General features: G+C 48.5%; 13 protein-coding genes and 2 tRNA genes. 2 read left to right on the top strand and 13 right to left on the bottom strand.

The features are described 5' to 3' along the window. Positions 1–333: 333 nt before the first annotated feature. The 10 genes from B5D40_RS00755 to pyrR form a co-directional block, all read right to left on the bottom strand. Positions 334–717, bottom strand: a complete 384-nt coding sequence (locus tag B5D40_RS00755; protein WP_078775349.1) for a co-chaperone GroES — start codon at positions 715–717, stop codon at positions 334–336. Positions 718–738: 21 nt separating this feature from the next. Next, positions 739–2,241: a secretin N-terminal domain-containing protein gene (locus B5D40_RS00750; protein WP_078775348.1), complete on the bottom strand. Its 1,503-nt coding sequence runs from the start codon at positions 2,239–2,241 to the stop codon at positions 739–741. Further along, positions 2,238–4,199, bottom strand: coding sequence for a hypothetical protein (locus B5D40_RS00745; RefSeq protein WP_078775347.1), 1,962 nt, complete (start codon positions 4,197–4,199; stop codon positions 2,238–2,240). The genes B5D40_RS00750 and B5D40_RS00745 overlap by 4 nt, the downstream gene beginning before the upstream one ends. Beyond that, positions 4,196–4,795 carry a type IV pilus inner membrane component PilO gene (locus tag B5D40_RS00740; RefSeq protein WP_073303844.1) on the bottom strand — a complete coding sequence of 200 codons (600 nt, stop codon included), beginning with the start codon at positions 4,793–4,795 and terminating at the stop codon, positions 4,196–4,198. Before B5D40_RS00740 ends, B5D40_RS00745 begins: the two co-directional genes overlap by 4 nt. Continuing rightward, positions 4,795–5,406: a PilN domain-containing protein gene (locus tag B5D40_RS00735; protein WP_078775346.1), complete on the bottom strand. Its 612-nt coding sequence runs from the start codon at positions 5,404–5,406 to the stop codon at positions 4,795–4,797. The genes B5D40_RS00740 and B5D40_RS00735 overlap by 1 nt, the downstream gene beginning before the upstream one ends. Then, positions 5,406–6,494 carry a type IV pilus assembly protein PilM gene (gene pilM / locus B5D40_RS00730; RefSeq protein WP_158222129.1) on the bottom strand — a complete coding sequence of 363 codons (1,089 nt, stop codon included), beginning with the start codon at positions 6,492–6,494 and terminating at the stop codon, positions 5,406–5,408. The genes B5D40_RS00735 and pilM overlap by 1 nt, the downstream gene beginning before the upstream one ends. A gap of 320 nt (positions 6,495–6,814) precedes the next feature. Then, positions 6,815–7,801 carry a PilZ domain-containing protein gene (locus tag B5D40_RS00725; RefSeq protein WP_095849535.1) on the bottom strand — a complete coding sequence of 329 codons (987 nt, stop codon included), beginning with the start codon at positions 7,799–7,801 and terminating at the stop codon, positions 6,815–6,817. A gap of 18 nt (positions 7,802–7,819) precedes the next feature. After that, a complete protein-coding gene (locus B5D40_RS00720; protein ID WP_233134270.1) occupies positions 7,820–9,061 on the bottom strand; it encodes an amidohydrolase family protein in 1,242 nt (413 codons plus the stop codon). Continuing rightward, positions 9,054–9,992, bottom strand: coding sequence for an aspartate carbamoyltransferase catalytic subunit (locus B5D40_RS00715; RefSeq protein ID WP_073303916.1), 939 nt, complete (start codon positions 9,990–9,992; stop codon positions 9,054–9,056). The genes B5D40_RS00720 and B5D40_RS00715 overlap by 8 nt, the downstream gene beginning before the upstream one ends. Next, complete coding sequence (pyrR, locus tag B5D40_RS00710; RefSeq protein WP_073303831.1) at positions 9,989–10,552, bottom strand: bifunctional pyr operon transcriptional regulator/uracil phosphoribosyltransferase PyrR; 564 nt, start codon at positions 10,550–10,552, stop codon at positions 9,989–9,991. Before pyrR ends, B5D40_RS00715 begins: the two co-directional genes overlap by 4 nt. 81 nt (positions 10,553–10,633) lie before the next feature. Between pyrR and B5D40_RS00705 the strand changes: the two genes are divergently transcribed. Together B5D40_RS00705 and B5D40_RS00700 are read left to right on the top strand one after the other, a co-directional pair. Next, positions 10,634–11,182 carry a peptidylprolyl isomerase gene (locus B5D40_RS00705; protein WP_078775342.1) on the top strand — a complete coding sequence of 183 codons (549 nt, stop codon included), beginning with the start codon at positions 10,634–10,636 and terminating at the stop codon, positions 11,180–11,182. A gap of 74 nt (positions 11,183–11,256) precedes the next feature. Then, a tRNA-Ala gene (locus tag B5D40_RS00700) sits at positions 11,257–11,330 on the top strand. A gap of 651 nt (positions 11,331–11,981) precedes the next feature. On the opposite strand, the gene aqpZ is transcribed toward B5D40_RS00700, so the two are convergent. The 3 genes from aqpZ to B5D40_RS00685 form a co-directional block, all read right to left on the bottom strand. After that, complete coding sequence (aqpZ, locus tag B5D40_RS00695; RefSeq protein WP_073303824.1) at positions 11,982–12,740, bottom strand: aquaporin Z; 759 nt, start codon at positions 12,738–12,740, stop codon at positions 11,982–11,984. A gap of 179 nt (positions 12,741–12,919) precedes the next feature. Next, positions 12,920–12,992, bottom strand: a tRNA-Glu gene (locus B5D40_RS00690). A 119-nt stretch (positions 12,993–13,111) separates the two neighbouring features. Next, a complete protein-coding gene (locus tag B5D40_RS00685) occupies positions 13,112–14,830 on the bottom strand; it encodes a CIA30 family protein (RefSeq protein WP_078775341.1) in 1,719 nt (572 codons plus the stop codon). Between the last annotated feature and the right edge of the window lie 188 nt (positions 14,831–15,018).

The raw sequence follows: 15,018 nt of genomic DNA, 5'->3' as shown, positions 1-15,018 counted from the left end.
AATATAGTAAACGTTTGTGCAGTTTTCAAAAAACGCAAGTCCTCATTTTCCTCAAGTGCCAAAAATTCTATAAACAACTGGGCATGCCCCGCCTTCGGCGGGCCGGGCTGTATTGCTCTAGGCGGCAAGCGCAACAAGAACGCAGAGCTACAGCCGCCAAGAGCAACGGAGCCGCGCTCGCGCGTCTCCGCCCGTCCGGGTCACCATCCCTCATGCAAGGAACGCATTGCGTTCCTGCCCAAACGGGGTTTTAGGGGGACACCCCTAGGCGAAGGGGTAGTGAGCAGCGTAGCGCGAGCGAGGGGAAGGCCTTCCCCACCCAGCTAAGCGCTTTTATTCAATACTTTCGATATCGGACGGCACTTCAGGGCGCATGACCATCAGCACGGCGTTTTGCGAAATGATGACGTAGTGTTCTCCGTCAATTTCGATTTCATGGCTGTTGGCGTGCAGGTAAAGAGCTTCATCGCCTTCTTTGACTTGAAGCGGCACGTAATTCACATCGCTGGAATCGCTGCGGAAAAGCTCATCGACGTCATGGCTCGCCGGAATCGGATAGCCCGGCCCTACCCGCACGACAAGCCCCGTATGAACGCTGTCGTGTTCCTTGACGCTGGGAGGCAGGTAAAGCCCGCTTCCCGTCTTATTGGACGATTCGATGGGTTTGATAAGGATTCGGTCGCCGATGACCACGACATTCTTTAATGGATTAAGCATGGGCAAATCTTTCGCGAAAGGCTATTCCCAGCCTTCTTCCGACGAGTTTTCATTTTCCGCAGAGTCTTCGCCAGAAACAGCATCCGCTTCCGCAGAAGAATCCGCCGAAGCCTTCTCGACAGCCTTGGGCTGCGCTTTCTGAACAACCGGAGCATTCGCCTTTTCCGCTTCAACAGCTGGAACCACTTTGGTTTTGGGCGGTTCTGAAAGCGGGAATTTGCCGACATGATTATGGACAATCCGTGGCGTTACAAAAATGACAAGGTCGTTCTTGGTCACTTTCTTCTGCGTGTATTTGAAAAGGTTGCCAAGAACCGGAATGTCCATCAAGAACGGAATCCCGGATTCGGTTTCCTGATGTTCGTTCCGAGTAAGGCCGCCGATAACCACAGTTTCCCCGTCGCCGACGACCACCTTGGTTTCCGCTTCCTGCTTACTGATTACGACCTGTCCCATATCATCGTAACGATAAGAGTTGTTCTGCGGATGCAAATCGAGCATAATCCGATTGTCCCCCGACACGTGCGGAGTGACGACCAGCTTGATGCCGGTTTCCACCATTTTGGTCGAAGATTCGCCGTCATCGTCAATCACCCGAATCGAAATCTCGTCGCCCATAAAAATCTGCGCTTCTACATTATCCAGTGTCGAAATCTGCGGGGTTGCAAGCACTTCGGTCGAAGCATCCGAAAGGATATTCGCAATGGCGACTTGTACATTGTTATCTAGCACACTCGCCGAAATAGCGGTCGTAGCATTGGAAACGCTCGGCGAGATACCGTTTTTGGGGAAAGAATTGACAGCCATACTCGTGCGAGAAGCTCCCGCCACGTTTCCTGTCGGCGTTCCGGCAGTTCCCGGAGTCAAAGCGGTCGTTCCCATTTTCGCGGTCCAGTCCACGCCGAGTTCTCGCGCCAAATCGCTGGACACGACCACCAATTTAGCCGTAATCATGATTTGCAGGGTTTCCACATCCAATTCTTCCAAAGCGTTTTCCATTTGCGAAATGCTTTTTTCCGTGTCGTAAACAATAATCGAATTCGTGCGTTCCACGGTTGTAATTTTTCCGCGATTCGTTTTCATCGTTTCCAAGACTTTCACCAGTTCGTCGGCTTTGGCGTGCTCAATCTGGAAATTTTTACGTACCAGCGGCGCATTGTTTTCTTCGGCAAGCAATTTGTCCGCAATTTTCTTCTGCTTTTCTTGATAGGCTGAGGAACGCTGCACGTAGATGTAGTTGTCTTCGATTGTCCATGTCAAATCATACGTGTCGCAAATCAATTTCAGCACGTCTTGCCAAGACTTCTTTGTGACTTGAAGGCGAGTGATTTTTCCGGAAACATCGGGAGCGAGCACAATGTCTATTCCCGAAGTCGCCGAAATGGAATGGAACGCCGTCGCAAAATTCATATCGACGAATTTGAAATCGTATAGCTTGTTGTTTGGCGCGGATTCCTGCGCAAAGGCGGAAACAAGGCTGAACACCAACAAGGCAATCAGTGAAAAACGAGCGATCTTATTCATTTGGCATTACTCCCATATTGATCGGGCAGGCTCATGGAATATCTACGACTTACCCCAAATTCTTGCAATAAAAACAGCACATCGGTCTGCGTGATTTTCAAAACCTTGCCGTTCAAAATGCGGTCTCCTTCTTTGACCGTGTAAGAGACATTCGGATTTTTGGCATCCACAAGAATCGCCATCGGAATATCCGATTCCCAGATGATGCCGACAAGCTCCACCTGATCGATGTTGATGCCCTCTTCCATCAGGCCTTTGATTTCCACAAAAGGATCCCGGCGGCCAAACGAACTATAAGAAACCCGTTCTTCAATAGGATGGTCAAAACGCACCGAGTTGGAATCCAGCGTTCCGCCCTGCTCCATCGCCATCTGCTTCAAACGCTCGGACTGGACTGCGGAAAGTTCATCTGGGAAAGAAACCGCCCGACGATTGATGTAGCCGACCTTAGAACCGAGGCGCACCTTATGATAGAGTCCATTCAATTCGATATCTTCCAAGCGGGCACCAAACTCCAGCGTTTCCAGAATCTGGGCATTTTCTTCGGGAGTCGCGAGGAAGGGAGCCGATTCGGCAACGACAATCAAATTGCGAGAAACGGGACGAAGTCCAAACGATTGAGCGACGCTGACAATTTTCTTTTTCTCCGTGTCCATCTCTTTGGAAAATTCCGCAAAAGATTCCGTTTTTTGAGAAGGATTTACCCATTTACGAACATAGACGCCTTCCGGTTTTGCCTGGTAGCACACAAAGCCGGCGAGTTTGCTGGCGCTGGAAATTTGGAAAATCAAAGAACCCTTGTAAACGAGAATCATCGGATGCACATTTTTTTGCAACTGGATGCGAAGCCCCGATGAAACCCAAGTGACCGACTTGACGATATTGCTCGCCGTCACATTGAATAGCGGCGTTTTTTTAGGGCCAGGAACAGAAACATAGACAATCGAAAATTTATCCGGTCCTTTGACCATCGAAAGCTGGATTTCTTCCTGCGTGGTGATGCGGAACTGTTCAATTCCTTCGCCTTGGATGCCGGTCATTTCCCGGACGCCTTCAATCAATGCGGAAACCACCTTTTTATTTGCCAATTCCTTGACTTCCTGAATACTATCCAAACGAGCTTGCTTGATGCTGTCGGCTTTGGCCTTTTTCGCTGCAGCAAGGCTGTCCTGCTTCGCCTTTTGCGCTTTCAATGCCGCTTCTTTCGCCTGCTTCGCGCTGTCGGCTTTGGCCTTTTTCGCTGCAGCAAGGCTGTCCTGCTTCGCCTTTTGCGCTTTCAATGCCGCTTCTTTCGCCTGCTTCGCGCTGTCGGCTTTGGCCTTTTTCGCTGCAGCAAGGCTGTCCTGCTTCGCCTTTTGTGCTTTCAATGCCGCTTCTTTCGCCTGCTTCACGCTGTCGGCTTTGGCCTTTTTCGCGGCGGCGACGCTGTCCGATTTAACTTGCTTCAGACTATCAGCTTTCTGCTTTTTGTCTTTTTCCGATAATTTTGCCTTTTCCGCATTCAAGTTCACGGAATCCTTTTTAGCCTGAGCCGCCAATTTTTTCAACGACCAGGAAGCTTCCTTTGTTTTGGGAAGAGAAATGACAAAAATTTTTCCCTTGGACAAACTGACCGGGTTTTTATCGCTGCGAATCGCCGAACCGACGGCAAATTCAAATTGCAACAGAGGCACTTTAAAAGAATTGTCGGTAAACACGCGGACGCTGCGAATCCCTTCTGCCGAAGTGCTCACGGGAAGCGAAACTTCGCCCGAAAACACCCTGGTGTCCGAAAATCCAACAACAAGAGTTTGTTTTTTGGCATCGTACTTTTGGAAAAAATCCGGCAGGTTTTTCGCCGAAGCAAACTGGAAAGAAAGCGAACAATCCTTTGCGCCGCAAGAATAGTCCACGCTCTTGATTTCTGCCGCAAACGCAGAAACCGTCAAAAACGAGAGAAGGAGCATCAACATTTTCATTGGGCAACCTTCTTAGATGTATAGGTGGTCAAATTGAATGAAACCGAAATGGTAATCGGAGTCCAGCCGTGCGATTCCGCCTTTTCAATTTCTTGCTTGATTCCAGAGTAACGGCTGATTTTCAAATCGTTAATCGCCGTCGGGTAATTGAAATTGGCAATTTCCGCAAACAGATAACCCAGCATATGATAACCCGAATTGACTGTTACCGAATAGCGATGTTCTACGAAAAATTCCTTTTCAGTTTTCCCACTCGGGCTGAACTTTTGAATCTGGACGCCGGCGCTGCGCAAAACCGCATAGAGGTCCTGCAAGCGCAGTGGTACTTTTTCATCTTCCGGGAACATTTCCTTTAATCGGACAAATTCATTTTCTGCGGCCACCAAATCGGCTTCCAATTTGGCAACACGTCCGCGCTGCACATTGATTTTTGAAAGTTCCGCTTCCGCCTTTTTGAGTTCGCCTTCCAGACGCTGCTGTTCCAGGGTAAACGGTTCCCACATATAAGTGTAAACAAAATAACCGCAGGCAAGAATCATCAGCGCAACGACCACCGCATATATTGTCTTTTTGTCTTTCCAATTGATGGATTGCATTATTTTGCCCCTCCCTCTAAACCGAGGTCGGCCTTAATTTCGGCTTTGATGACAAAGCTATAGGCTTCTTCTCCATCGATTTTCGTTGTCGCAATATCGACAAGAGTTACGGAATTGATGCTCACTTGCTTTTCCAATTTCACCATATATTCCGCGACTTCCGAAAAGTCATACGTCATTCCCCGAAGTTCCATATCCAGCGGGGAAATCTGATTCAGCGAAACCAGCCACATATTGGGCGGCATCATGGAAGAAATGTTTTCAAACAAAATCACCCAGCGTTTTTTGCTGACCTGAATGGATTTCAATCCATTGTTTTTTTGCGCAATCACTTGAAGTTTAGAATCCAGAGCGGTGATCTTATCCAAAATCGGACGTTGCTTTTCCACTTCCGCGCGGGTAGAGTCCAATTGGCTCTGCAAAGATTGCGTCGTTTCCGCAATATACGTCTGGAACATAAACACGCTGACCAGCGCCACCAACAACGCTATTGTCGGCCATACGACACGCCTATCAACTATCCACGAAAGATCCACCTTCATTTTCCGGTCTTCAACCGGCAGAAGGTTAATTTCTACGCAAAGCCGTTTCTGTTTTCCCTTGGCAGCCATTAAAACTTCCTCAATGCAAGTCCCAACGCGGGAGTATAGATACTGGCCAAAGCGACAGACAATCCCGATTCCCCCACAGCGGCCGGATCAAATTCCATATTCATGAACGGATTCAATATGCAGCAGTCCAAAGACAATTTTTGTTTCAAGAACTCGCAAATGCCGGGTAAATTGGCTCCGCCGCCGCACAGCAAAAGCCGGACAGGCTTTTCACCCGATTCGCTGCTGGAAAAATAGCGGATTCCAAACTCTACAGAATTGACCAATTCTTCAAACGCTAACTGGAGCGCGGATTCCACTTCTGCGACAGAGCGGTCTTTGACCATTGTTAAATCGTTCTTTTCGAACATTTCATGGCACGTTGCAGCATCGATTCCCAAATGACGGGAAAGCGTTGCGACGACTGAATTTACCGATCCGGCGGTCAAGGTTCGGACAGAGTGGAATTCCCCTTTGTGGAGAAATGTCAACGTGGATTTTTTCTCGCCGATATCCAGCAAGGCGACTGTTTCTGCCAGACGATCTTCTGGAGTCGTCGCTACATAGGCATTCGCAATGCAAAAAACATCCACGTCGATAGCCGTCAACTTATAGCCAGCCGACGAAAACAGCTTGGAATAATCCGCCAGAATTTTATTCTTCGCCGCAACGACCAGCGATTTGATTTCCCCTTTCTCCCCCCGTTCCATCACCTGATAATCCAGCATGATGTCCTGATCATCAAAAGGCGGTTTGGCCTGGGCAGTTTGCACGACAATCGCATCTTCGTTTCCATTCTTGGGCACTTTCGCAACACTCTTGTCCGCAAGAACCCCAGCGGTCCAACCAATGGAAGCGACCAAATCGTCTTTGGACATTTCCGGGAAGTTCCGAGTCATCAAACGAATTAACGCTTCCCGAATTTTCGCTTCATCCTGAATTTCATTATCCACAAAAGCGCCTTCCGGCGTCGGTTCCATGTCCATCGCCAAGACGCAATAATTCTTGCGCTTGTGATGAACACAGACGGTTTTGATACTGTAGTGGCCGATGTCAACGCCTATCGTTTGACGTTCGCCACGGATTTTAGCGATAAGATCTAATGCCAAAGTAAAACCTCTACCCAAAAATGGGGTCTATACAATTCTACTTTTCCAAATCTAGAATGTCAATAGAAATTTTCATAACTGCTTGAAAAAACAACGACTTAGAGGCATCTTTTTCAAAAGGCCACCTCTAAAAGTGACTTTGGTGAAATGGATCGACAAGCGGTTGCTGAGCCAGTCGAAGCACACCAACCATAGTTCAGCAACCGGTCCCTGAGCCAGCCGAAGGGCGATCCTTGAGTTTTGGTTAGTGAGCTTGCCGAACTAATCGAAGGGAGCCAGGAACGATTTTTTGAAAATGAATTTTTAGAGGCGGTTAAAAATCAACCCCGATTTTGAGTTCTTCTGACCTTAAAAATATACTGCAAAACCCGTTCCTGCGTTTCTCCAAATTCACCGATAAACGAAGCACTATGGTCCACGCGTCCGTTTTTTTCGTTGGGAATCCCGTTATGAAGCTGACGCAATATCCGGATTTGAAGATTCTCTTCCCCAAAACCCGGCAAAGCAAAACGGATACGCACCAGGGCCTTTTCCGGAATGGCTACGGGAAGTGACAAAAGAATACCGCCCGCCGAAAGATCGACTAAAAAGCCCTCCTGCGTCGCCCCGTCATATTCCACGTGAACTGGGAAAAAAACCGACTGTCGAATCCAGCGACGGAGCTGCTCTTTGTGCAAATAGATGGAATGCTCCAAAAGAAGTGAATCTCGATTTACGCCGAGCACCCGCACTTTGGTCTGGTAAACCGCCTCTCCAGGAATATTCAGCCGAACGACAATTTTTTTGCCCACGGGAATTTCCGAAGAGACATCGGCTGCGCGAACGCCCCAATAGACTTCATTCAAACAATTGATTTGCGTATGCACAGAATGCTCCCGGCCGTTTTCCAACAGAACCAGAGAAACATCTTTACCTACGGCAAATTGCCGCGTCGAAGTGTAGGAATACTTTCCCGCAGAATCCAAATGTCCCAACTTGGAACGCAGCTTCGAAATCAAGTCTCTATCGCCAGGCGAGATGTTTTCCGCCCCTCGGTTTAATTTATATACGAAATCGACGGCCTCTTCAAAAAGAATGGGCGAATTGAGAACGGCGTCCTTGTTCGAAAAATCGGATTGCCGAACCAGACGTTCCAGCATCATCCGCTCTTCGCTATTCAAACCCAACAAGTCGGATTTTTTTTCAAAAGCTTCGGTGGCAAACATTTTGCCAACTTCCCGGCGGTGATTGCTGCGGCTGATTTCTACCAGAACGACCAAGATTAAAAACAAGGTCGCCACCAGAAAAATCCATCCGAGAATTTCCATCGGGACAAACGGCAAAGCCTACCCCCAGAGACCCGCAATATAGGAACCGATAATTTTTCCCGAAAGTTTTTGCCCGAGGAACGGAGAATTTTCTACGCCACCCGCAAAAGTTTTCGAAGAAACTTCCGTTTCGCCCGACGGATCGAACAAAACCGCGTCAGCCCGCTTTCCCGGAGCAAGTTCCACTTTGGATGCACAAGCGATTTCTGCGGGCTTTTGCGAAAGCAGCTCTACGGCACGAGCTTTGCCCACGCGCTCCGACAAGAGCTTCCAAATAGCGGGGAGAGCCACTTCCAAAGAAACCGCTCCGGGAATCGCCGCTTCAAAATTGACTTCCTTGTCTTCCCTGTGTACAGGAAAGTGATTGATGCTGATGGCCGAGATGGAACCGTCGGCAAGCCCACTCCATAAGGCGTCTCGGTCAGCGGACGAACGCACCGGCGGATGCAGGTTCAAACTCGTCTGGAGCGAAAGCAAATCCTCGTCGCAAAACAGAAGATGCAGAAGATTCACATCGCAAGTAACGTCCACACCCAAATCTCGATAGCGCCGAATCAAATCGAGCGCAGAACGGGACGTCACCTGTTTAATATGCAACGGAACGCCCAGCCAGCGGGACATTTCCAAGAGGGAAAACAGCGGAATGGTCTCCGCCTGCTCGGGAACGCCTTTCATCCCGATCATATCCGAGAAATTGCCTTCATTCACAAAACCGCCGTGCGCAAGCGAATAGTCGTAAGGCAAAAAGAAAAAGCGTTTTCCCGTCATCGCGCCGTATTCCAAGCAAAGGCGCAAGAAACGCATCGTTCCAAAAGCCCTGTTGCCATCGCCAAATCCCACAACGCCACCATCGGCAAGTTCCCGCATTTCGGCAAGGGCTTTCGCTTCATATCCCTGGCTTATCGCACCGAGGATGCGCATGTCAAATCCGGAGCCGTCCAGAGCCGCTTTTTCGGCGACCAGACGCTGGATTCCGTCAATCGGATTCGCCGCGCTTTCGTAAAGCCCACCATAAAAACCGCCGCGGCGCATCGCCCGAAAACCGTCCCGATAAGTGTAAATATCATCACGGGCAGGTTCCTGAAAATCCAATCCCAGAGCGAATAACGCCGGAAGCAGAAGCGCGCCGTTGCCTTCGATTTCGGGAGTGCCTTCGGGAGCGGAATCCGCCCACACGCCATTCACCAAGCAAACCGTTGTAACATCGGCAAAGGCTCCGTCCACAAAGGGACGCACGTTTTTCAAAATCACATTATTCATTAGCATGGCCTCCCGACAGGAGATAAAGTGCCGACATCCGAACGGCAACGCCGTTTGTCACCTGTTCCAAAATTACAGAGTGCTCTCCATCCGCAACTTCGGAATCCAATTCCACCCCCCGATTGATAGGTCCGGGATGCATGATAAGCGCAGAGGATTTCGCTTGTTCCAAAACTTCTTCTGTAACGCCGAAATAATTGCGATATTCCCGCATACTGGGAAGAAGGGAATCTTCCATCCGTTCCTTTTGCAAACGCAAAGCGATAATGGCGTCGGCTCCGGCAACGGCTTTTTTTACATCGGTTTCCCAATTCACTTGCGGGAAATCCGCCCGATACCGAGGAAGAAGAGTGCTGGGTCCGCAAAGAGTGACCGAAGCTCCCAACGTCGTCATGCCCCAGGAATCCGACCGGGCAACGCGGCTGTGACGAATATCGCCAACGATCGCAATGCGTTTTCCCTTGAGCGTTCCCAACTTCTGCTCCACCGTAAACATATCCAGAAGAGCCTGAGTCGGGTGTTCATGAGCGCCATCGCCAGCATTCAGCACAATCGCTTTCGTGTGATCCGCCAAAAATTTGGGAACTCCCGTACCCTTGTGCCGAACGACAACGACATCGATTTTCATGGATTCGATATTTTTGAGGGTGTCCAGCAACGTCTCGCCTTTTTTGACGCTGGAATTGGAACTCGAAAAATTCACGATGTCCGCAGAAAGGCGTTTTTCCGCCAGTTCAAAGCTTGTCCGCGTCCGAGTACTGTTTTCAAAAAACAGATTCACGATGGTCACGCCCCGAAGAGAGGGCACTTTTTTTACCGGACGTTCCAGCAGTTGCCGAAATTCGACGGCGGTATCCAAAATCGCGCGAATGTCTTTTTCGCTGACGCCTTGAAGCCCTAAAAGATGACGGATAGAAAGAGAAGAGGTCATACATTCTCCACTTGAACTAAGTACACCGCCGTTTCCGAATCCAGCGGTTCGACACAAACCCGAACTTCTTCATTCGCCAGAGTTTTCACCGAAACTCCGATGACGTCGGCTGCAATCGGCAACTCCCTATGCCCGCGATCGACAAGCACGCAAAAACGGATGGATGCCGGACGTCCCATATCGAGAATCGCCTGAATGGCAGCCCGAGCCGAGCGTCCTGTATAAAGGACATCATCGACCAGAATCACCGTTTTGCCCTCTACGGATGACGGCATCTCCGTAATGCGCATTTCCGTAACAGCCAGCGGCTTGCGATAATGAAAATCATCCCGATAAAAGGTGGCGTCCAAACTGCCGCAGGGAATTTCCACTTTATAACGCTCCGAAAGGCGCTTTGCCAATTTTTTTGCCAAGGGAATTCCTCGACTCGCCATACCAAGAACCAGGACATTGTCTTTAGCGGGAATCATTTCCGAAACGGACGAAGCCATTCGGTCCAAAGCCGTTTCCATCGACTGGGCATCCAGGAGCTGGCGGATCCGTTTGCAAGTATCTTTCACTACGGTCTCCTTTTTGATGTTCTTTCCAAAAAGAAAATGTAGTTTTTATCCCAAGACAAAACTCAATTGGAGATTCCAAATATGTTCAATCAGCTAGACCTGCCACAAAGCGGCGAAACCATCGCCATCATCCAGACAAACCAGGGAGAAATGCGCGCACGGCTGTTCCCGGAAATCGTCGGCGAAAGCGCCACCAACTTTGTGGAACTCGCCAAGCAGGGCAAATACGACGGAGCACCGTTCCATCGCATCATCAAAGGATTTATGATTCAAGGCGGTGATTTCAACCGCAAGAACGGCACAGGCGGCCATGCGGCCAAAGGTCCAGGATCAACCATCGGCGACAAATACGATTCCAGACTTTCCCACGTCCGCGGCGCATTGAGCTGGGCCAAAACGATGATGCCCCATTCCATCGGTAGCCAGTTCTTTATCGTCCACCCGGCAGAAGGAACCCATTTTTTGGATCACCCGGCAAACGGCGGCCCCGCAGAAGGCTATTCCGTATTCGGACAGCTTTTTGAAGGTTTCGACGTTCTGGACAAGATCGCCGAAGCGCGCACCGACAGAAACGACCGCCCCTACGAAGACGTGATTATTGAAAAAGTGACGATTGAAACCGCTCCCTAATCACATTTTCAAAAAATAATCGACTTCCCCCTTGACAGGGGGAGTTTTTTTTTCTCAATTTGGGACACTTGAACGGGGTTATAGCTCAGTTTGGTAGAGCACAACGCTGGCAGCGTTGGGGTCAGGAGTTCGAATCTCCTTAGCTCCATAAAAGACCGGTTTATCCGGTCTTTTTTTTTACATTTCAAGGAGATGAGAACTCCTGACATGGGATTTTGGAGTTCGACGGAACGCGCGACCTAGGGAAGCGCGTGACGAGCGCAACGCAAAGTGTTGCGTCCCGAAGGGAGGCGCGAAGAGCGCACCATCGCATTAGCTCCATAAAAGACCGGTTTATCCGGTCTTTTTTTTTTACATCTCAAGGAGATGAGAACTCCTGACATGGGATTTTGGAGTTCGACGGAACGCGCGACCTAGGGAAGCGCGTGACGAGCGCAACGCAAAGTGTTGCGTCCCGAAGGGAGGCGCGGATAGCGCACCATCCCTTAGCTCCATAAAAGACCGGTTTTATCCGGTCTTTTTTTGCTTTTCAAGGAGATGAGAACTCCTGACATGGGATTTTGGAGTTCGACGGAACGCGCGACCTAGGGGAACGCGTGACGAGCGCAACGCAAAGTGTTGCGTCCCGAAGGGAGGCGCGAATAGCGCACCATCCCTTAGCTCCATAAAAGACCGGTTTATCCGGTCTTTTTTTGCTTAAAAAGCTCCGAAATAGAAGATCCTGTTCTGCAAATTCATTTTCTTTCAACTAAAAAACGCCGACAATTGCCGACGTTTTGTTTCTGAAAAGTCAAAAAAACTACGCTTCTTTTTTGCAGCAAGCACCTTCTTTGCAGCAACACTTGTTGCAATTGAGGAACTTATAAATCAGACCACCGAGAACGCCGCCGAGAATCGGAGCAACCCAGAAGAGCCAAAGCTGCTTGATGGCAACGCCGCCAACAAAAACCGCAACCGCCGTCGAACGAGCCGGGTTCACAGAAGTGTTCGTCACCGGGATGCTAATAAGGTGAATCAACGTCAAGCAAAGCCCGATAGCAATCGGGGCGAATCCTGCCGGCGCGCGACTGTCGGTCGCACCCATGATGACAAACAGGAAAATCGCCGTCATAACGACTTCCGTCGCAAAAGCCGTTCCCATTCCAAAAGCCTTTCCGCCAAAGGCATTCAGACCTTGAGCGTTCAAAGCGTCGGACCAGCCGTTTGTCGCAAACGCTCCAATGCCCGCGCTCACATCCGGACAGGCAATGCCGAAAAGAATCGCCGCAGCGACAATGCCACCGATGACCTGCGCCACAATATAAGCCGGAGCCTCTTTACCGGGGAAACGTCCGCCAGCAACAAGTCCGAGAGTCACCGCCGGATTCAAGTGGCAACCGGAGATGTGTCCAATGGCAAATGCCATCGTGAGAACGGTAAGACCAAACGCCAGCGAAACGCCGACATAGCCGATTCCCGTATTCGGAACGCCACAAGCAAGAACGGCCGCACCGCAACCGCCAAGAACAAGCCAAAGAGTGCCAATCGCTTCAGCGATAGATCTTTTCATTAAAGACATAATGATTCCTTGTTAAAGTTAGTGCCTCATATATAGTTTATATTGCGCCCGAGCAAAACCCCAAAATGTTTTGTGATGTGATAAAGATAACATTACAAATGTCCAATTCAAGCGACGCATTCCCTCAAAACTAGCCTGCAAAAAAATCCTGTCGGGAAACAGGATTTTCTAAATCAAAATAGCATGTAAGGGACTCGAACCCTTGTTACCGGCGTGAGAGGCCAGCGTCCTGGACCACTAGACGAACATGCCAAAAAAGCAGAAACAATTTAGCAAAATTCTTTGAAGCTGTAAATGTTCGCTCAAGAAAAAAGCAAAAAGAAAATCCGAACCGAATAGGTCCGGATAGCATTCTTGATTTTTAGGAGTCTTTAAAGAATCGTTCCAGAATCTTTGCAAGTACCATACTTTCCAATCCGATAAATCTGGATGGAATTGGAATAGGAATTATAAATCGAACCGCATTCGCTCGGTGTATAATATTGATAACTGCAGTTCACTTTTGTTTCGTCATTCGTGTACTTGATGTGCATCGCCGTAACTTTCGTTAATGCGCTAGATCTAGTCAAAGATGTTGTCGCATACTTGGAACGGGTTAAGCTAGAGAAAGGAATATCGATGGTCTTAGGAGTAGAACTAGAAACAGCGGGATAATAGTACGCAAAATCTCCGTCACCAATCGCAGGGAAGGCTATTTCAAAAGACTTGCTGGATTGATAAGTAATACAAATCCCGGTCCAGTCCGAAAGATCCACGCTCGCACCTTCTCCATCGGGCGACCAATTAAATCCAAAACCAGCGTAAGGATACGGATCCGGAGCGTTATAATAATACTCTCCATCATATTCGAGATGCCAGCCGGTATATTTCAGCGTAATGGACAAATCCAAATTGGAGGAAGAGAAAACGCCGATTGCGGTAGATGCGCCGCCATCCCCGGAATCCAAATACTTGAACCACCAACCGGAACTATCTCCGGTCACTTTATTGCTATCCAAGAAATTGTATTCATCTACCGTATTGAAAAACGTCCGAACCCGAGATGCATAAGAAGGTTCCCAAATAATGCCATCTTTAAAAGTCACCACCTTTTCCGTGGAAGCCGAAGAGGAGGCAAGAGAAGAACTTGAAGAAACGACAATTCCAGAATTTGCAGAAGAAGAGATGCCTGATTCAGAATTTATAGAGGAACTCGAAGAAACTCCGGCACCAGAATTTACAGAGGACGAAGAAACTTTGCCATTGTCGGTTTCTGCAACACCGCTGATTTTCCAAACATATTCTGCACTGCTAAAATCATACGGATCCTTAATATCCAACACGCAACCATAAATTGAATTATCTTTTTCCGCATAATAAGACGACTTTTCCCCAGATAATATCAATTCTTCGGTACATTTTGGAGCATTTTTAATATCGTCAATTACCGGATACCAAGTGGTATAAGTCCCGCTCGTAGCTTTATAGGATGCACAAATATAGTCCAAATTTTCAGTTGTAACAAAAATCCGATACCCAAGAATATTATTATCGCAATCAATCTCCTTCAAATCAGAAAGCTTGGCAACATCCGTCGGCAAAGAAGAGCTGCTGCTTTCTATAGGGGAATCGCCAACGGAACTGCTGGACAATTTGACTCCCTCGTTCTCCGCATCACAAATGGCATTCTGCGCCTCATAAATGCTTTCCAAAGAACCGGCCAGACCAATCGTTTGGACCACCGTGCATTCCCCACCTTCATAGCTCGCTTCAAAACCTTCCACGGAACCGTTGGCGTCGCAGACCGCCTTCGCAGTCACATCATCGTTCATAGCAGAAAAATCATTAACAGTCGTGATGGATACCATATTGCCATTGGCGTCAAACATATAAATCGTTGTGGAAGAGGCTCCATTGACAAATGTTTTAACCGTGACCGAATTTGCCGTCTTGGAAACGGAGCAAACGTCTTCTTGAGGCGAGGTCGCGGAGCTACTACTAGAATCTCCTCCGCAACCAAACACGGCAAAACACGCCGCGCAAGCAAAAAAAGTTCTTGATAAAGGATTTAATACATTGTACATATTCAACATATTGTTTTTCTCCATCATTGTTTCATGCGACACATGATATTCATTTTGATAAAAAAATAATGGGAATTATATACGATCTTCCACCAAATACTCTCAATTAAAAATTTTTTCAAAGTGTGAACATCTTTTTCGCAAAGTGGAACTCTTTTTTTTCAATACAGGAATTTCTTTTTCACAAGGAAAATTTCTTCTCGCAGACTGCGAGG

Source organism: Fibrobacter intestinalis (genome assembly GCF_900167415.1).
In the GTDB taxonomy this organism is placed as follows: Bacteria; Fibrobacterota; Fibrobacteria; order Fibrobacterales; family Fibrobacteraceae; genus Hallerella; species Hallerella intestinalis.
Note: the sequence above shows the minus strand (reverse complement) of the source record. Positions and strands in the feature narration are given on the sequence as shown.

Bases quoted from the DNA above. Each gene is read 5' to 3' on its own strand.
- B5D40_RS00755 (WP_078775349.1), bottom strand. From the start codon at position 717: ATGCTTAATCCATTAAAGAATGTCGTGGTCATCGGCGACCGAATCCTT.
- B5D40_RS00750 (WP_078775348.1), bottom strand. From the start codon at position 2,241: ATGAATAAGATCGCTCGTTTTTCACTGATTGCCTTGTTGGTGTTCAGC.
- B5D40_RS00745 (WP_078775347.1), bottom strand. From the start codon at position 4,199: ATGAAAATGTTGATGCTCCTTCTCTCGTTTTTGACGGTTTCTGCGTTT.
- B5D40_RS00740 (WP_073303844.1), bottom strand. From the start codon at position 4,795: ATGCAATCCATCAATTGGAAAGACAAAAAGACAATATATGCGGTGGTC.
- B5D40_RS00735 (WP_078775346.1), bottom strand. From the start codon at position 5,406: ATGGCTGCCAAGGGAAAACAGAAACGGCTTTGCGTAGAAATTAACCTT.
- B5D40_RS00725 (WP_095849535.1), bottom strand. From the start codon at position 7,801: ATGGAAATTCTCGGATGGATTTTTCTGGTGGCGACCTTGTTTTTAATC.
- B5D40_RS00720 (WP_233134270.1), bottom strand. From the start codon at position 9,061: ATGAATAATGTGATTTTGAAAAACGTGCGTCCCTTTGTGGACGGAGCC.
- B5D40_RS00715 (WP_073303916.1), bottom strand. From the start codon at position 9,992: ATGACCTCTTCTCTTTCTATCCGTCATCTTTTAGGGCTTCAAGGCGTC.
- B5D40_RS00705 (WP_078775342.1), top strand. From the start codon at position 10,634: ATGTTCAATCAGCTAGACCTGCCACAAAGCGGCGAAACCATCGCCATC.
- aqpZ (WP_073303824.1), bottom strand. From the start codon at position 12,740: ATGTCTTTAATGAAAAGATCTATCGCTGAAGCGATTGGCACTCTTTGG.
- B5D40_RS00685 (WP_078775341.1), bottom strand. From the start codon at position 14,830: ATGATGGAGAAAAACAATATGTTGAATATGTACAATGTATTAAATCCT.